The organism is Leptolyngbya sp. FACHB-8 (assembly GCF_014695575.1).
Classification (GTDB): domain Bacteria; phylum Cyanobacteriota; class Cyanobacteriia; order Elainellales; family Elainellaceae; genus Vacuolonema.
Genome location: NZ_JACJOO010000064.1, coordinates 40,264 through 57,456 on the forward strand (window position 1 = coordinate 40,264; position 17,193 = coordinate 57,456).

The window sequence follows — 17,193 nt, forward strand, 5'->3', positions numbered from 1 at the left end:
ATGGAATGTCATTTCAGCGCTAGATTCCACTTTGCTTCCACCACCTGACACACAATCTGGCTCCCCAGGTCACAACCTGGGGAGCCAACCCGTTTCAAATCCGCGTTCTATCCCTTCACTCTTTTTCAGCGGGTACGTATCATGGCTAAAATCTATGGCGATCTTCAAGGCCTCAAAGCCAATCACATCAAACAGCTTGAGAAACTTCAGGAGCAGCGGCAACCGGGCGATCGCTTCCTCACCCCCGAGCTAGCTGAGCAACTTGCCGACCTGAGTGCTGCCATTCACCATCCCATTTCCTGCTACATCAACCGCCGAGGGCAGTTCGTGCGAGTGGCCGTAGGCACTCCCGCGCAAACCCAATTAAGGGAAGAAGCCTTGCCCCGGAAGAGTGGCGATCGCCTCAGCGGAATTCGTTGCATCGTGGCTCAGGCCCGCCCCTACGACTCGGGCGATCTGGTCGCTATGGTGCAGCAACGGTTGGATGCCCTTGTTGTTTTAGCCCTTGAGAATGGCGGTCGTAATAACCCAAATGCAGGGACGATTCAAGACGTGTTTTTAGCTCACCTGGCACCCGACCTGGAGCAGCCCTGGATGGTGGAGTCATTCAGTCTAGATGACCTAACAGACCAGGATGCCGATGACCTGATTCATAGCTGGGAACGAGAGCTTCAGGATGCTGGCATTGATTTGAATCAGCTACATCCATCTGAGGCCGATCACGATCGCGTTCTGATCGTGGCGGTAGAAACAGATGACCTGGCCGACCGCGCCTTTGACGACAGCGTTGCTGAGCTAGAACGTTTGGTAGATAGCGCCGATGCAGAAGTGGTGGGCATGGTGCAGCAGAAGCGATCGCAACCCCATCCCAAGACCGTCGTTGGGCAGGGCAAATTAGACGAAATCCGCGCCGAAGCTCAACGGGTGGGAGCCAACTTAATTGTATTTAATCAAGACATTTCGCCCTCTCAGGCTCGAAATCTGGAAGACGAGATTGGCCTGCGCGTGGTCGATCGCACGGAAGTCATTCTGGATATTTTTGCGCAGCGGGCGCGATCGCAAGCCGGAAAACTCCAGGTCGAATTGGCACAGCTTGAGTATCGTCTGCCTCGATTGCGGGGGCAGGGGCGCACCATGTCCCGCCTCGGTGCTGGAATTGGAACCCGTGGCCCTGGGGAAACTCGCCTGGAAACGGAACGCCGCACCATCCAGCGTCGCATTGCCCAGCTCCAACAGGATGTCAACCAGCTACAAGCCCATCGCGCTCGACTACGGCACCAGCGAGAACAGCAAGAGATTCCCACCTTTGCCCTGGTAGGTTACACCAACGCGGGTAAATCCACCCTGCTAAACGTGCTGACCCACGCTGAGGTGTATACTGCGGACCAACTCTTTGCCACTCTCGACCCCACCACCCGCCGCCTCACCATCGCAGACCCCGAAGCCCAAACGCGCCGCGATATCCTGCTCACCGACACCGTAGGTTTTATTCACCATCTCCCGCCCGCCCTGATGGACGCATTCCGTGCCACCCTGGAGGAGGTGAGCGAAGCCTATGCGCTGGTGCATGTGGTCGATCTCTCCCATCCTGCCTGGGAGCGGCATATCCAATCCGTCGCTGAAGTGCTCTCTGAATTACCCGATATTCCTCCCCGAGAACTGTTGGTGTTTAACAAAGTCGATCGCACCAGCAGCGAAGCCCTAGCTCGGGCTCAAGCCCTCCATCCAGATGCAGTCTTTATCTCTGCCACTCATCGCTTAGGGCTCAACACTCTGCAACAACGCCTATTTGAATGGGTTGAATCCGTTCCCATTGCGTCTCAAGCTGACGGGTGACGGGTTCCTCCCATAGAGCCCACTCCCAGATCAGAGCTTCCCCCGTTTGTTAGAGGAAAGAGGGCGATCGCCTTCCTAGCATGAGGGTAGGCTTATCACTTCATTGCCATTCACTTCAATGTTGTCAATATTGAGAAACAACCATGAACGACCCATCCCTGTCAGATTCCAGCAATAATCCTGATCAGGCAGTTATCTCATCCGAGCAAGCCCAACCTATGGCCCCCACGAACGTATCGGGCAGTGCCATGCTGGATGCTCGCACCGCCACCGATGGTTCCCAGCCTGAAGGCGAACCCATTTCGGATCCCATTGCCACCAACGTTTCACGGGCTTCCTCCGGTGATGCTAAAACCGCCGGAGTTTCTACAACAGGTGGCTCCTTCTCAACGGGAGAGGAGCATAGCCCAGGACAGGTGAATCTGCAAAATAACCCCGACCTGCCTGACCCGGACATGCAAGGGGCTCTGCCTGATACCGACCCGATGGTGATGCCCACTGATCCAGATGCTAATTTGCCCACCTAGTCTTCACGTTTGCAACCTATGTTTTTGTGTGGGGTGCTTCGCACCCCACACAAAAACATAGGTGATGGATTCCGCCTCAGCGTACTAGTTTTTCTGCCAGTGTCATTGATCAATATCAACAAGACAGCGGCGGTTAAGCTCCTAAAGACGCCAGTTCGCGGATGACCACTTCGGGCGATCGCGGCTGCCAACCTAACTCCCGTATAGCCTTACTTCCATCGACACGCACACAGCGATCGTATAGATAATGCACCCGCTCCTTACTGATCGGCGGTTGCCACTTCAGCACACGGCCAATGGGATCAAGCAGATTACCCACGATCCGCACCACCGGAGGAGGCATTTCGGCGGGGGCAGCGAGTTGGTTAGCTTCACCCACAATCTGGAACATTTCACGGGTTGTCATTTCCCCAGCCGAGGCAATGTAGTGAGCACCTGACGGAGCTTTTTCGATCGCCAGCAGCATCAGATCGACGAGATCATCGACGTGAACAATGCCGGTGATGCGATCGCCTCCCGCCCATACCTTCAACTTGCCACTGCGAAAGGCCTGAAGCACTGGGCCAAAGTGCGGGTCATCTGGCCCAAAGATACCCGAGGGCATCACACTCACCACCGAAAAGCCTTCCGCTACCGCCTGATCCACCAACTGCTGCGCCTTGTACTTCGTGGAATCGTAGGCCGACGAAAAATCTTTTTGAGTCCGCTGAAAGGTTTCGTCAATCACTCGACCCTGGGTATCACCGTAAACCCCAATCGTGCTGCAATAGAGCATCTTTTGTACCTGAGCCGCTCGGGCTGCCGCCAGCACGTTAGCGGTCCCCTGCACATTCACCCGCTCCATACGAGCTGCATCCACAACGCCCAACTCCACATAGGCAGCGACGTGGAATACCCAATCAATGCCGCTCATGGCTTGCTTCACCGCATCGGTATCGGTTACATCCCCATAGGCAAACTCTACGGGCAGCCCTTCCAGCCGGGATAGGTCACTGGTCTTGCGCACCAATGCCACCACTGTATGCCCACGATCAATCAAAGCTTTGACCAGATGGGAGCCTGTAAATCCATTCGCCCCTGTAACCAGTGCTCTCATGGCTGTATCCAAACTGTTGAACAAGACAGAATCATTGTATCGCCCGTTATTAACGCCATTTTGAGCCAGGGATGCTTCTGAGGGCAATGCAATGTGCCACCTTCAAAAACTCTCTAAACTAAATTTCTATTTCCAAGAAGATAGAACTTACGCAAGCCCACGACATTGAATTGACCAATTATTTTGCCGTCTTGGCTCTCACAGCTCTGTCAGCTCTTTTTCCCCTGATGAAGCCGTTGCTAGTGGGAGATGAGGTGGAAGACTACAGTTTTCCACCTCATCTCCCACTCAGCAATTCTCATTTTGAAATCAGGCCCGAAAACCGCGCGCTAAAGGCGCGCGGTTTTCGGGCACCAAAGCCAAGAGTTCACGCCCGTAGGGTGTGAACTCTTGGCTTTGGTGCCCATACTGAGAATTGCTGTCTCCCACTAGCAACGTCCTTATGAAAAAGAGCTGTAGCTTTAGAATAGAAGATTGATTGAGTTATGCGATCGCCCATGTCCTCCCCTTCCACTGTCGAATTTCAAGATTGTTTTGATGTCATCGTCGTTGGTGCGGGTCACTCTGGCTGTGAGGCGGCACTCGCGTCGGCGCGGTTGGGATGCCGCACCCTCCTGCTCACCCTCAATCTGGACAAGATCGCCTGGCAGCCCTGCAATCCGGCAGTCGGGGGGCCAGCGAAGTCGCAGTTGACCCACGAGGTAGATGCTTTGGGAGGCGAAATCGGCAAGATGGCCGATCGCACTTACCTGCAAAAGCGGGTGCTGAATATATCGCGAGGCCCTGCGGTATGGGCATTGCGAGCACAGACCGACAAGCGCGAATACGCCGCCATCATGAAGGGGATTATCGAGAACCAGCCCAACTTGATGGTGCGGGAAAGTATGGTAACCGACCTGGTCTTGGGCAAGAACGACGAAATCATTGGGGTAGAAACCTACTTCGGCGTTGCCTTCGGCTGCAAAGCTGTGATTTTGACCACCGGGACATTTCTGGGCGGACGCATCTGGGTTGGCAACAAGTCGATGGCAGCTGGACGAGCCGGGGAATTCGCCGCCGAAGGACTAACGGAAACCCTGAATCAGATCGGGTTTGAAGTCGGGCGCTTAAAAACAGGAACTCCAGCCCGGGTGGATCGGCGCTCAGTCGATTACACCGCCATGGAGTTGCAACCCGGTGATGAGGATGTGCGCTGGTTCAGCTTTGATCCGGAGGTCTGGGTAGAGCGGGAGCAGATGCCGTGCTATTTAACCCGCACGACAGCAGAAACTCACCGCCTGATTCGGGAAAACCTGCACATGTCTCCGGTCTATGGGGGTTGGGTTGATGCCAAGGGGCCACGCTACTGCCCCAGTATTGAAGACAAAATTGTACGGTTCGTCGATAAGGATTCTCACCAAATCTTCATTGAGCCAGAAGGACGGGATAGCCCAGAACTCTACATCCAGGGGTTCTCCACCGGGTTGCCCGAAAACCTACAGTTGCAGATGTTGCGATCGCTCCCCGGCCTCGAAAACTGCATTATGCTACGCCCTGCCTATGCCGTGGAGTACGATTACATTCCGGCTACCCAGTGCTACCCCACGCTAATGACGAAGAAAGTAGAGGGGCTATTCTGTGCCGGACAAATTAATGGCACCACTGGCTACGAAGAAGCCGCGGCTCAGGGCTTAGTAGCAGGCATTAACGCCGTACGCTTTGCCCAGGGCCAAGAGATGATCGTCTTTCCCCGTGAGCAGAGCTATATCGGCACGCTCATCGACGACCTGTGCACAAAGGATTTGCGGGAACCGTATCGGATGCTAACCTCACGATCCGAGTATCGGCTTATTCTGCGCTCCGACAATGCCGATCAGCGGCTCACCCCTCTGGGCCGCGAGATTGGCCTGATTGACGATCGCCGCTGGGATTTGTATACCCAGAAGCAGGAGGCGATCGCGGCTGAAAAAGAACGCCTTCACAGCACCCGCGTTAAACAACACGATGCGATCGGTCAACAGATCGTGGAGGATACTCAGCAAGCAATCAAAGGTTCGATTACGCTGGCCGATTTACTGCGTCGTCCCGGTTTCCACTACGGCAACCTGACACATTACGGATTAGGCAATGCATCCCTGAACCGGGAGGAACGGGATGGCGTCGAAATTGAAATTAAATATTCCGGATACTTACAACGGCAGCAGAATCAGATCGACCAGATCAGCCGCCAGGCAAACCGTCCCCTCCCCGCAGATCTGGATTACCACACCATCGACACTCTTTCTAAGGAGTCGCGTGAGAAGCTGGCAGCAGTACGGCCCCTGACCATTGGTCAGGCCGCACGTATTGGTGGCGTGAATCCAGCCGATATTAACGCGCTGCTCCTACATCTAGAGATCAGCGCTCGCCGAAAAGCCGCAGCAGTTTAGCCGCTGTAGGCTGACACCAGTTGATTACAAGTGATGCATTTTGTTGAGTCGAGTGTATGAGACGTACTCAACTCAACAAAATGGGTGACTTTGACTAAAACGCACTTCAGAATGGGCTGACTGATTCACCATCCGCTACATATGGCGTAATTTGCTGTGTTCGTTGAGTTTTCTCACCAGACACAGCAAGGTGAATAAGCTTTGAAAACCACCCAAATTGATGATGAATCCCTTCAGCATTTCCCTCACACTGCGGGAGACAACACTAAAACGGATTCATAGCTATGAAGTATCGGAGACTCGGTAGCAGTGATCTGAATGTTTCTGAGATCAGCTTGGGGTCGTGGTTAACCTACAGTGGGGGAGTCGAGCGGCAACAGGCCGAAGCGTGTATCCACAAAGCCTTTGATCTGGGCATCAACTTTATTGACACCGCCAATGTTTACGGGCGCGGTGCAGCAGAATCTCTGTTAGGGGAAGTGTTGCAGGGAGTCGATCGCAGCTCCTATGTTCTCGCGACCAAAGTGTACTTTCCCATGTCAGATACCGATCGCGGTCTATCTGCAGCACAAATCCGCAAACAAGTGGATGCCTCTCTACAACGACTTCGCGTAGATTATGTGGATCTCTACCAGTGCCATCGCTACGACGTGAATACACCTCTGGAAGAAACCATGATGGCGCTCACGGAAGTCGTACAGCAGGGAAAAGCCCGCTACATCGGCTTTAGCGAATGGAACGCTAGCCAAATTCAAGCCGCGTTAGATATGCCCGATGCGGCCAAGTTTGTGTCTAGCCAGCCCCAATACTCAATGTTATGGCGACAGCCTGAAGCAGAAGTTTTTCCCCTATGTGCAGCCCATGGGATTGGCCAAATTGTGTGGTCACCTTTAGCCCAAGGAGTCTTGACTGGAAAATACAAACCCGGTGAAGCACCACCCCAGGATTCCCGCGCATCCAATGACAAGATGAATGGATTTATGAATGATTTGATGAGCGATCGCACCCTCGCTGCCGTTCAAAACCTCAAACCTATTGCCGAACGGCTTAATATCTCCATGGCTCAACTGGCCCTCGCCTGGATTCTACGTGATGAGCGCGTGTCGTCGGCAATCGTTGGAGCCAGTCGCCCCGAACAGTTAGCGGACAACGCAGCTGCATCTGACGTTGAGCTGAGTGCTGAGATACTGCGGGAGATTGATAACGTTCTGGCTCCAGCCATGCCTCAAACCGCAGCCCGGTAAAGTAACGGGTTGCTTGCTAGGTGTCGTGTGCGTACACCATACCCAGCAAGTATGCATAAGCTAAAAAAAACTCGGCTCCAGTCGCAGGGCCGAGTTTTAGACTTTGTGTTGTTGATACAGTCTTCAGCAGGGAACACACTTAACAAAACCAAAGCAGGGGGCTAAAAGCCCGAAAAATTAGTCGAAAACCCAATCAAACAGGGAGGCATTTAGCGATCGCCATTCCTCCAGACTGAGTTGATGTTGCTCGTACCAATCCCGCACCAATTGGCTCAGTTGGCTACAGGCTTCATAGCGGCTAATCAGTTGTTTCGCCGCCCGAATGGCCTGAAACTGTTCTTCATACACCTGACGAATATGAAGACGCTTTCGAGAGGCCGAATAGCAAACGCTACGGTAGCCGTCTTCCTCCTTCACCAATTCGATTACCCAACTTTGGTAGAAATCAATCAAATCACCACTCATTCCGGTCAAATCCTTCAGGTAACAACACAACTCGAATAATGGAATGGGGCTTTGTTCAGGGATGTCTCTACTTTAACCAAGTCTTCTCCTAACAACCCATGGCAACTTAGCGGAATATAGTTCCGCCAACTGTGCAAATTTCATCCCAGAATCAAACTTGAACCATTAAATACGCACCTGAAAGTAACCCTTTTTCAAGGAACCACTGCGTTTAACTGAACTTGCTAAACAGCTCGCAGCCTTAATCGCACGATTTTTGAGAAGGTATTCTCCCTGCCCAAGCGTTGGATACAAGCAGTTTTACGAGGGCGGTGGACTTTACCCGCCCCCGGATAGCCTTGGCCTGGTTAGTTAGGCATTCGAAGCTAATTGAAGGCATTGCCTTTAATTAGCTTCGAATGCCCTAACTAACCAGGCGATCGCAATAAAACCGGATTTAACACTTACAGAAGTGAGATTTACCCGATACGTTTCACTCACAAAAAACACGACCTACAACACCAGCCCAAATTATTGTTGAAAAACTGTCCAGGAAACTGGTAGATCCAACATAGTTGGTATGCTTTGGATGAAACCTTGCAAGCTCGCTTATGTGTAACAGCACTTCTTCAAAGCCCTCATCAACTGGCCAGCACCTTGTGCTATATCCGTTGGGTTTCAACCGGTTCTATAGCTTCCTACACTCCTAAGGAGCGTGCGTCGAACAACCTGTAACTCTTTTTGTGGGAGTGGTGGCTTTGCTACCACTCCCACAAAAAGAGTTACAGGTTGTTTTATTTGTGATTCCTAAGAAACACAGCTGTTTCTTTCATGTTTCACGGTTCTACCCAGTGAGGAACTCACATCTTGTAGCCAACCCCAGAAGCTCTATTTTTCGTGGAGGCACACGAAAAATAGAGCTTCTGGGGTTTGGTGCAAAATCCGACCTGAGATAGGGCACGCCATCAACTCTAAGACAGACACGATAGTTCACACTTTCCACTAGCAGAATTCGATAAGCTAAAGGGGAGAGCAATCAGGAATTATTATGAGAGCAATCAATTTTGCCAATGAGCGCAGATCCTGGGCATCCGTCATTCTATTCACCCTGGGTCTGTGGCTGGGCGGTAGTCTGGTAGTCAGCTTGATCGTCATGCCTACGCTATACGTTGCTGGCATGATGGCTGAAAGCGGCTTTACCTCCGTGGGCTATAGCCTGTTTTGGGTACTGAATCGGACCGAGTTGCTGTGTGCCTCGGTGGTTTTGACAGGCGTACTGGTGCTAGCCCAAAACTCGATTATCCATGATGGCCGACGGGCGATCGCCCTGGCTACACTTCTTCTCACCATCCCGCTACTCTACACCTACATTCTGACGCCCGAAATGATAGCGCTGGGAGCACAGCTCGACCTGTTCAGCGATCGCCTCAGCATTTCGCCCACGATGGATTGGCTGCATGGCGGCTACTGGAGCATGGAAATCCTCAAGTTCGGCCTTGGCCTCTGGCTGTTCCGGCAGATTGATCAGGCTCGTACGCTTCCATCCTCCTAAAAATAAGGAACGGCTGCGATCGCGAGTTTATTAGCAGAAGAGTGGAGCTTACTCCACTCTTTTTTTGGCTCGGTTCCTACAAAAAATCTATTTTTACGGTTCTTTAATATGCCAGCACACAAATTTCGACTGCCAAATTAGGACAAAGAGAATATGAAGCTGCGCCCTGTTCTACGCCCTGTTCCACGCCCTGCCACCTTATAGTACAGCTCCATATCGAATTGGTATTAAGTATGAAAACCTGGAAAACAAAGTGTGAAAATATACCTTTAGAACGTGGGATCTTCCGGCTGACAGGGCATCCTATACATAGGTCTGGATGAGGAAAAACACACTATGACGATGCAATTAATCATTCCTGATCCTGTTTTGGAAGCGCTGCGGATTCCCAATCAGCAGGTTGAGCAGGAGTTGTTGAAGGAATTGGCGATCGCTCTGTACGATCGCGAAATGCTCCCCTTTAGCAAAGCTGCCGAACTGGCGCAGATGGACAAACAGGAATTCAGCCGAATTGCCGCCCATCGAGATATTAGCCGCCGTTGTACTGTCACCGATGTAAATGGGCATCCCGTCTACACTTGCAGCGAATAAAGTTCAATCACAAGTAAATTTAGATGTCTATGATAAAAAGTGGCACGGTGCTTTGCGCCGTGCCACTTTTTATCATAGACATTTAACCCAACATGACCAGGACTTACGCATTTACGTTGGGTGTGGTGTGCGAAGCACACCACACCCAACGTAAATGCTCTAAATATGGTGGGCTTGCGTAAGCCCTGATGACACAGGATGCTTTTCTCTCCAAGGGCAAGAGAAATCATCTTAAACGGGCTTTAGGGTAGGGTTGGTACGTCCAAAGCAGGTGTGAAATTGATCTGAGATTCCCAGGTAATCAGGGTAATGCCCACCGCTTGCTCCAGTTGGGTCAGGCTGTTCAAGAACGCGATTTCTGCTTCCAGTTGTGCATTTTGGGCATTCACCAACGCTTCTTCTCGCTGGCTCAGATCCAGTAAGGTAACCCCGCCCCGGCCCCGCCGAAACTTTTCGCGATCGCCCTGCAATTGCAACGCGGCCGCCTCGGAGGCTCGGCGTGCTGCTTCTACCCGTAGTTGATTCGATCGCACGTCCTCCAGGCGCGTCGTTACCTCGTTGCGAATTGCCGTCGTTACACGTGCCAGTTCATTTTCGCTCTGCAACAGGTTTACCTGGCTACGGCGGCGCTCTGTCTCCAAGCGTTCATCCCCCAAAGGTCGGGTCACGACCAACCCCAATCGGGCCTCCGCATCATCGCCCATAGTAGCGCGCCCCTCCGCATCCAGTTGCCAGCGCTGATTATCCGCTGCAATATCCACGCTCACCTGCTCTACCTGGGTCGCAAGCTGAGCCCTGCGATAGTCAGGCCGTTGTTGATAAGCCGTTTCTAATAATGCCGTGAGCTTCAGGCTGGGTACTTGCTCCAGTGCCGCTGTAAACCACCGAGCAACTTCATCCAGTGATGCGACAAACTGGATCGGCTCATCACTACCAATTAAATTCAGCAGATTTGTATTAGCCTGGGCCAATTGGTTACGTGCATTTTGCAAGTCTCGTTCGGCATTGGCAATATTGCCGTCGGCTTCCACCAAATCAACTCGGGGACGCCGACCAGCCTGTACCAGAGCGTTGATGATTGCGTTCTGGTCACGACGTCGCTCCAGGGCCTGCTCCTGAATCCGAACCGCTTCCTGTTGCTGAATCAGGTCAGTGTAGCTAGTTATGGCCTGAGTGATGGTCTCCGTGGTTTGCTGTTGCAGGGCCAGCTGATTACGCTGCTCGGTCAGGCGTGCCTGGGTGATAGGGGCCCGGTTAATGCGTTCACCAAAGCCTCGCAGAAGCGGTTGGCGCACAATCAATTCGACAGGCTGATCATCGAGTGGGTCGATCGCCAATTCTAACCTGGTACCAATTGGGGTCAGGGTTTCGGCTGTGACCCGGGCCGACTCATCGGTGGTCGTGCGGTCTTCCCTCACAAACTCATTCTCCGAATCTTCTAAGCGTTGCGTCACGGCCAGGGAAAGCCGGGGAGTAATGTCGGGGTCAAATCGGCTCTCTGCCTCCACCAGTTGTTGTTGCTGCACAATCCGCTCTAGCAGGGCATCTCGTAGTTCGCGATTGCCTTCAAGCACCAAATCAATGAGTTGAGGCAGACGGAGGGGTACCTGTTGGAAATCAGTGGATTCTGAGAGAGAAGTTTGGGGTGTGGACTGAAACAGGGGAGAGACAGGGGCAACTCCCGTTGGGATAGTAGGATCGAGCGGCTGTGCAGTTCCGGCTGGAACTATAGAACCCAACAGCACACCTGTGAGAAGACTCATTTTGAGCCATGGATGGCGATCGCCCAACATCCTCCTCTAATCTCCCCGCAGTGCATCAACAATATCTAAGCGAGCGACCCGCAAAGCTGGCAGCAGGCTGGCCCCGACCCCTACGGCAAAAGCAGCTCCCATGGAGATTGCTGCATCCTGCGAGCGAAACGTGTAGGGAACCTCAAAGACTTGCTTAGCCGCCACCTGGGTCAAGAAGTGTACCGTTACCACTGCAGCGACTCCACCTAGCAGGCTCAGAACCGCTGCCTCGGTAATAAACTGAGCCATCACCTCCAGATCTGTGGCACCTAACGCTCGCCGCAGACCAATTTCTCGGGTTCGCTCTACCACCGCTGCCACTGTGATATTGGCAATTCCCACTCCGCCAATCACCAGGGCCAGCAGCCCCACTCCTTTCAATACTCGGGCTGACGCTCGCTGCTGCTGTTCTTCTTTGTAGAGATCTTCCGCATTACTTCCAATCTGAACATTAAAACCGGGATAGCGCTGCTTGAAAAAGGTTTCCAACGATTCCTCTACTGTCTTGTAAGTGCTCAGTTGGGCAAGAGCAAGTTGTGCCCGTTCCATGTTGTACCCGCCGGCCAGCACACTGGTATAACTCTGAGTAAACCAGACGGTTCCAGTTGGTTCTTCGTCTGCCCAGTTTTTCTTGGTTTCGCTTACCCCAATTACAGTGAAGCGGGTTCCGGCAATATAGATACCTTGCCCAATCGGAGACACGTCCTGAAATAGGCGACCGGCTAACGCTTCATCCACGATGACCACAGCGTAGTACTGCTCAAAATCCACCGGGCTGAAAAATCGCCCTTGCAGAATTTGCCGTCCGGTCGTTTGCTGGTAGTTCTGTGAAACACCAACCATATCTACCTGGGTGGCTACTACATCCTGGTATTGCACCTCAGAAATGCCCCAAATGTTGGTCGTAAAGCTATAGTCACGGATGCCCGCCACCTCCCGACGCGCCGTTTCGATCTCCTCGGCAGTGAGGCGAGGTGGATCTTTATCCCAGGTGGGGTCGTAAATAAAGGGAGAGACGTAGGGGTTATCACGTTCTGCAAGCTTCTGATTGAGCTGGGTCGTAGTAATGGCATCGATGTTAAGAGTGGCATTGACCGCAGCAACTCCCATAAAAATGCCGAGAGCCGTCAGCCCCGATCGCACCCAATTACCTCGCAGATCGTTGAATGTAACCTGCAATAAATCTAGAGGAGAGAGGCTCATGGCGACGGAGCCTCCCCCGGTGCGGTGAGGGGTGTACCCGGAGTTAGCGTAACGCCAGAGGGAAGGACGGGAATAATCTGGTCTCCCGGAGCCAGACCAGACCGGATTTCCACCTGTTCCACGCTCTGAAGCCCCAGCACGACCGATCGCCTCTGTGCCGTCCCATCCTCACCTCGCACCCAAACATAGGGGGAGTCTCCATTCTGAACGGCTGTAATGGGGATGGCGATCGCATTCCGGCTTCGCTCTAAAATAATTTCCACACTGACATCGCTACCGGGAATTAGGGTCTGGCTGGGAGCATCCAACACTACTCGTGCTTCCACAGTGGTTGGGTCGTTGCGGCCAGAATTGTTGGCACTAGGGGCAGCAGCCTGGGGCGCGACATCAGCAATCCGGCCTGCAAAGGTACGTGCATTGGGGCCAATAACGCTGACCCGCACGGGCATGTTGGGTCGAACCCTTTGGGCATCCAATGTCAATAATTGAAGCCGTACCATTTCCTGGGTGGGGTCACCGATGGTGAGTAACTCCCCCTCCTGCTGAACCCCATCCCCCGGATTAACCAGGACGTTCAGAATAACGGCATCGAAAGGGGCCACAATCCGAGTGTCGGCAAGCTGGGCCTGCAGGGTTTGCAGCTGTAGTTCATCATTACGAAGCTCCAGCTCAGCATTGGCAAGATCTACTTCCGCATCCCGCAGGCTACTCTCAGCGTCTTCCAAAGCATTTTGGTCCCCTCGAAAATCGTCTTCAGAAATAAAGCCCTGGTCCAGCAACGACTGGGATTCCTGAACCCGTTCTTGTGCTCGAGCGCGGCGACCCTGACGTTCTTGAATGCGCTCTCGTTCTCGGTTGAAGGTGTTGCGGGATTTTTGCACATCCACCCGCGCCTGGTTTAGTTGCTGTTGTAGGTTGCGATCGCGCAACACCAACAAAACCTCCCCTTTAGCTACCCGCTGCCGCTCGTTCACGGCTACCGCTTCCACGGTCACATCAGTTGGTGCTTTGAAGGTCTGCTGTCCCCCCAATTCCACCACACCAGACCCAGTCACGATGACCTCCACATCCCCCCGCTGAGCCGGAATGGTTGCCACACTCACGGGTTCTGCTGGGGCACGCAAGGTTTTCTGATAGGCAAACCAGCCTCCCAATCCCAGTAGTAAAACTAGACCAGAACCAATGATCCAACGTACCCCTCGGCGCTGCCGAGAATCGATATCCTCCTCCAGTAAACCCAGACCCGTTGCAGACGTATTTTCAGGAAAATCGGATGGAGGTTGCTGAGGCTCCAAATCCGAAGATAAATCAGGTTTCACCAAACCCCCTTAACTGACACCCAGATTCAGGTAGACGACGTTGAACAGCACCATTTAAGCCAACACTTTAGAACACATTTCTTGAGATTTTACGCGCAAAAAAGAGTGGTGCCAACAGAAAGCCAAACCCTGTATTCTAGCAACCTCACAAAATGCCAATCTAAATCTCTAAAATACAGGCGACACAAACCCTATCTATATCGATGAGGTGGGCGAGACTATTCCAGAAATAGCCAAAGATAGCATACAAAGCAGGACACCGAAAATGATTCTTAGTGTAATACTTAGAACAGCTTTCGCTCATGTTCACAAGCCTCCGTCAAGTATCCAGACTCAGTACAAAAGAGAAGTATTAAACATCAAATTCAGAGATAAAATATCAGGCTCTATTAAAACGGGTAGACAAATAATAAAATCCTGAGGTAATTGCAAAAAGCATGAGCCATAAACACAGTAATTTTCAAAATGGCCTATCAGACAAACACATAATTGGATATTCTGCGAGAACTTAGTTTTTGTTTTAACAGAACAACAAAAAACTAAGTTCTCAAACATCTCGACGGATGCTGATACAGCTCCTCAATCTATAACCCTTTCCGAGCCGATGAAGTACAAGAGATGGATGTAAGGCCTTGTCCTACGCCCATTTGGCTTAACGAGGTATAGCGGCCGGCGTCGCACTATCATCTACAATACGTCCATCACTCATACGGATCATGCGCTGGCTGTAGCTGGCCACTTCCTGGGAGTGGGTAATTACAATCAGGGTCATACCACTGGCATGCAGTTCATCGAAAATCTGGGTGATGACTTGAGCTGACTGCGTATCCAGTGCCCCCGTTGGCTCATCGGCCAACAGAAGGACCGGACGATTCACCAATGCGCGGGCGATCGCCACCCGCTGCTGCTGTCCCCCCGACAATTGCCCTGGCTTTTTGTGGAGGCGATCGCTCAACCCCACCCGCTGCAAAGCATACTCGGCACGTTTACGCCGAAGCGAGTGCCCTACTCCGGCATACATCATGGGTAAAATGACGTTTTCTAGAGCCGTCAGATTTGGCAGCAGCTCATAGCGCTGAAACACAAAGCCCAGCTTGCGGTTGCGAATTCTCGCCAAGCGGCTCTTGCTAAGCTGCGACACCTCGACTCCATCCAGGTAGTAGCGCCCTGAAGTCGGGCGATCGAGGCAGCCTATCAAGTTCATTAGCGTGCTTTTGCCGGAACCAGACTGGCCAATAATAGCGCAGTACTCCCCAGCGTGGATGGAGAGAGAGATGCGATCGCACGCCCGAATCATCGCTTCTCCCTGACCATAGACACGGGAAATGTTATCCAGGCGAATCACCGCCTGACGTTCCGCTTCAATACCAGAATTTGATGCGCCCATGCCCAGCCTTATCATGCCGACACCGAGAGGGGTCGTTGCTACTGTAACCCTAAATTCTGCCCATGAGGAGCCTCACTCCTGAGGGGCTAAACAATTACACTCAACCCGCATGGATTTAAACAATCAGAAGGGTATAGCGCGAACCTGCATCATGGAATTTTGAGAGGTAATTTGATTGGGCTGTGGAGTGGGGTTTTGAGAGGAGAGCGATCGCCATATATAGCACTTTCATGCTATATCCTCATTTTGCCCAACTTTGACTGTGCTGTGGTCGGCTTTGCGCTTAAGAAATGATGTTTAAAGCGGCCGCTATACGGCCCAAATCTGCCCATTTTCGCACTAGAACAAAAGTACGCTTTTATGGCTTTAAATAGGGTATTTTTTGCCCTTTCTATAGCGTAGGTACGCTATAATGAATACATAAATTAAGTGCTGTGGCGATCGCTCTCTCTATTGACCAGCCTTGGCTTACAGATATGAGCCAGTGAGCGAGCGTGTGTAACGTGCGGTATCGCCCAGTTTTCTGCCCCCATCCGTCTTCAAACTATCCCGTCTGATCGTTCGCCTCTGAGCCGAGGTCGTTCAGCCCAATTTTTAGAGGAGTTCCCATGGAACTGTACATCAACTCGGCCCGCATTCGGCAGGCCATGACTGATGCGTTGCCTGACCTGAAGCACAACCTCCGGGAGCGATGGGGCGAAGACCCCTACACCGATCCAGAACTCATGGAGGCGATGCAGCGCTGGTTAGAGTTATCCATCGAAGCACTCGTGAATGAGATGGATTACCACCTTTACAGCGGAGCCTATCCCTTTAATCGGCACGACTTTGAACACGCCCTGAGGGCGATCGACCAGCGGCAGCAACAGGATTCGGGTGCCGGTCAAGCTGTGGCGTAAAACAGATTTTTTCAATAAGGATTCACACACTATGGTTATGCAAACCCCTCGGAAACCAGAATTAACGATCAACGACTATCCCCATGAGATTGCCAAGTTGAGGACAGCGATCGCCCGTCTCGACCGCGAAGTTGCGAGTTTAGAGTATGCGATCGCCCGAATTGACCTGAGCATTGAAAACACCATTGCCAGCAACCGTGAGCTGAAGAACGACACCCAGCGTCGGGCGAAGCGCGGAGAGTTGCGTGGGTTCCATCCAGAGCTACGGACCTATCAAGAGCAGTTGACACGAGCCCGAGAGAAGCGTACCCGCAAGGAAATCCAACTGGAGATGCTGCGGAATGCGTTTAGTGTTGCCAAGCTCAAGCTACGGCACGAGATTGCTTCTATGGTTTTAGACCGCGATGTGGACTTGGCGATGGATTTGGCCTTGGCTGCCTAGGTGTAAAGCCCATTTTGAGAGCGATGGGACAGGCGATCGCTCCAAATGGGGTTGCTTCTCCGTTATCCTCTCTCACGACCCATTTGAGCTATTGTTTTCTCGGGGACTCTCTCCGTGAACAACCTCAAATGGGTTCTTCAATCAAGCATGATTACCGTTAGCGTTTACGGCATACCGTCCTGATGGACATGAAAGAAATTTTGGCTCACCGCATGCAGCAGTTGGGCTATAGCCAGTACAAACTCACGCAGGAAGTTTGCAAATTGCGGTCCGAAGATGGCGATGTCCCCCCAGTGCTGAAATACAACTCCAGCATCGGCAAAGCTCTCAACGACCCCGACAATGTCAAGCTCTACATCATTGAGGATATTGTCAACGCATTGGGTGGCGAGATCATTATCCGGTGGAACAACCCCCAGGAGATCCGCGTGGATTAACCTTTCCAGGCTTTA

At 52.3% G+C, this 17,193-nt stretch carries 15 protein-coding genes; 9 read left to right on the top strand and 6 right to left on the bottom strand.

The features are described 5' to 3' along the window. Positions 1–141 precede the first annotated feature (141 nt). Both hflX and H6F91_RS16215 read left to right on the top strand, forming a co-directional pair. A complete protein-coding gene (gene hflX, locus H6F91_RS16210) occupies positions 142–1,836 on the top strand; it encodes a GTPase HflX (protein ID WP_190771854.1) in 1,695 nt (564 codons plus the stop codon). A 143-nt stretch (positions 1,837–1,979) separates the two neighbouring features. Next, entirely contained in the window at positions 1,980–2,363 is a 384-nt protein-coding gene (locus tag H6F91_RS16215) for a hypothetical protein (RefSeq protein WP_190771855.1), read from the top strand. Positions 2,364–2,496: 133 nt separating this feature from the next. On the opposite strand, the gene H6F91_RS16220 is transcribed toward H6F91_RS16215, so the two are convergent. After that, positions 2,497–3,459, bottom strand: a complete 963-nt coding sequence (locus tag H6F91_RS16220; protein WP_190771856.1) for an NAD-dependent epimerase/dehydratase family protein — start codon at positions 3,457–3,459, stop codon at positions 2,497–2,499. A 497-nt stretch (positions 3,460–3,956) separates the two neighbouring features. On the opposite strand from H6F91_RS16220, the gene mnmG reads away from it, so the two are divergent. Together mnmG and H6F91_RS16230 are read left to right on the top strand one after the other, a co-directional pair. Next, positions 3,957–5,867: a tRNA uridine-5-carboxymethylaminomethyl(34) synthesis enzyme MnmG gene (gene mnmG, locus H6F91_RS16225; RefSeq protein WP_190771857.1), complete on the top strand. Its 1,911-nt coding sequence runs from the start codon at positions 3,957–3,959 to the stop codon at positions 5,865–5,867. A gap of 284 nt (positions 5,868–6,151) precedes the next feature. After that, positions 6,152–7,111, top strand: a complete 960-nt coding sequence (locus H6F91_RS16230) for an aldo/keto reductase family protein (protein ID WP_190771858.1) — start codon at positions 6,152–6,154, stop codon at positions 7,109–7,111. A gap of 177 nt (positions 7,112–7,288) precedes the next feature. Here the strand turns inward: H6F91_RS16230 and H6F91_RS16235 are convergent, their stop codons facing one another. Beyond that, on the bottom strand, positions 7,289–7,576 hold the full coding sequence (locus tag H6F91_RS16235) for a hypothetical protein (protein WP_190771859.1): 288 nt from the start codon (positions 7,574–7,576) through the stop codon (positions 7,289–7,291). 1,027 nt (positions 7,577–8,603) lie between these two features. Between H6F91_RS16235 and H6F91_RS16240 the strand changes: the two genes are divergently transcribed. After that, a complete protein-coding gene (locus tag H6F91_RS16240) occupies positions 8,604–9,107 on the top strand; it encodes a DUF4149 domain-containing protein (RefSeq protein ID WP_190771860.1) in 504 nt (167 codons plus the stop codon). 336 nt (positions 9,108–9,443) lie between these two features. After that, entirely contained in the window at positions 9,444–9,698 is a 255-nt protein-coding gene (locus tag H6F91_RS16245; RefSeq protein ID WP_190771861.1) for a UPF0175 family protein, read from the top strand. Positions 9,699–9,940: 242 nt separating this feature from the next. Here H6F91_RS16245 and H6F91_RS16250 read toward each other — a convergent pair whose 3' ends face one another. The 4 genes from H6F91_RS16250 to H6F91_RS16265 form a co-directional block, all read right to left on the bottom strand. After that, on the bottom strand, positions 9,941–11,461 hold the full coding sequence (locus tag H6F91_RS16250) for a TolC family protein (RefSeq protein ID WP_190789402.1): 1,521 nt from the start codon (positions 11,459–11,461) through the stop codon (positions 9,941–9,943). A gap of 36 nt (positions 11,462–11,497) precedes the next feature. After that, the gene (locus tag H6F91_RS16255; protein WP_190771863.1) at positions 11,498–12,694 is read right to left on the bottom strand and encodes an ABC transporter permease; all 1,197 of its coding nucleotides are present in this window, start codon (positions 12,692–12,694) and stop codon (positions 11,498–11,500) included. Further along, on the bottom strand, positions 12,691–14,013 hold the full coding sequence (locus tag H6F91_RS16260) for an efflux RND transporter periplasmic adaptor subunit (protein ID WP_190771864.1): 1,323 nt from the start codon (positions 14,011–14,013) through the stop codon (positions 12,691–12,693). The genes H6F91_RS16255 and H6F91_RS16260 overlap by 4 nt, the downstream gene beginning before the upstream one ends. A gap of 652 nt (positions 14,014–14,665) precedes the next feature. Next, complete coding sequence (locus tag H6F91_RS16265) at positions 14,666–15,400, bottom strand: ABC transporter ATP-binding protein (protein ID WP_199307872.1); 735 nt, start codon at positions 15,398–15,400, stop codon at positions 14,666–14,668. Positions 15,401–16,008: 608 nt separating this feature from the next. Here H6F91_RS16265 and H6F91_RS16270 point away from each other — a divergent pair. From H6F91_RS16270 to H6F91_RS16280, 3 genes are all read left to right on the top strand, one after another. Further along, the gene (locus tag H6F91_RS16270) at positions 16,009–16,299 is read left to right on the top strand and encodes a hypothetical protein (RefSeq protein ID WP_190771865.1); all 291 of its coding nucleotides are present in this window, start codon (positions 16,009–16,011) and stop codon (positions 16,297–16,299) included. A gap of 31 nt (positions 16,300–16,330) precedes the next feature. After that, positions 16,331–16,741: a hypothetical protein gene (locus tag H6F91_RS16275; protein ID WP_190771866.1), complete on the top strand. Its 411-nt coding sequence runs from the start codon at positions 16,331–16,333 to the stop codon at positions 16,739–16,741. 182 nt (positions 16,742–16,923) lie between these two features. Further along, entirely contained in the window at positions 16,924–17,178 is a 255-nt protein-coding gene (locus H6F91_RS16280; protein ID WP_242035827.1) for a hypothetical protein, read from the top strand. Positions 17,179–17,193: the final 15 nt, after the last annotated feature.

Bases quoted from the DNA above. Each gene is read 5' to 3' on its own strand.
- hflX (WP_190771854.1), top strand. From the start codon at position 142: ATGGCTAAAATCTATGGCGATCTTCAAGGCCTCAAAGCCAATCACATC.
- H6F91_RS16215 (WP_190771855.1), top strand. From the start codon at position 1,980: ATGAACGACCCATCCCTGTCAGATTCCAGCAATAATCCTGATCAGGCA.
- H6F91_RS16220 (WP_190771856.1), bottom strand. From the start codon at position 3,459: ATGAGAGCACTGGTTACAGGGGCGAATGGATTTACAGGCTCCCATCTG.
- mnmG (WP_190771857.1), top strand. From the start codon at position 3,957: ATGTCCTCCCCTTCCACTGTCGAATTTCAAGATTGTTTTGATGTCATC.
- H6F91_RS16230 (WP_190771858.1), top strand. From the start codon at position 6,152: ATGAAGTATCGGAGACTCGGTAGCAGTGATCTGAATGTTTCTGAGATC.
- H6F91_RS16235 (WP_190771859.1), bottom strand. From the start codon at position 7,576: ATGAGTGGTGATTTGATTGATTTCTACCAAAGTTGGGTAATCGAATTG.
- H6F91_RS16240 (WP_190771860.1), top strand. From the start codon at position 8,604: ATGAGAGCAATCAATTTTGCCAATGAGCGCAGATCCTGGGCATCCGTC.
- H6F91_RS16245 (WP_190771861.1), top strand. From the start codon at position 9,444: ATGACGATGCAATTAATCATTCCTGATCCTGTTTTGGAAGCGCTGCGG.
- H6F91_RS16250 (WP_190789402.1), bottom strand. From the start codon at position 11,461: ATGAGTCTTCTCACAGGTGTGCTGTTGGGTTCTATAGTTCCAGCCGGA.
- H6F91_RS16255 (WP_190771863.1), bottom strand. From the start codon at position 12,694: ATGAGCCTCTCTCCTCTAGATTTATTGCAGGTTACATTCAACGATCTG.
- H6F91_RS16265 (WP_199307872.1), bottom strand. From the start codon at position 15,400: ATGGGCGCATCAAATTCTGGTATTGAAGCGGAACGTCAGGCGGTGATT.
- H6F91_RS16270 (WP_190771865.1), top strand. From the start codon at position 16,009: ATGGAACTGTACATCAACTCGGCCCGCATTCGGCAGGCCATGACTGAT.
- H6F91_RS16275 (WP_190771866.1), top strand. From the start codon at position 16,331: ATGGTTATGCAAACCCCTCGGAAACCAGAATTAACGATCAACGACTAT.
- H6F91_RS16280 (WP_242035827.1), top strand. From the start codon at position 16,924: ATGGACATGAAAGAAATTTTGGCTCACCGCATGCAGCAGTTGGGCTAT.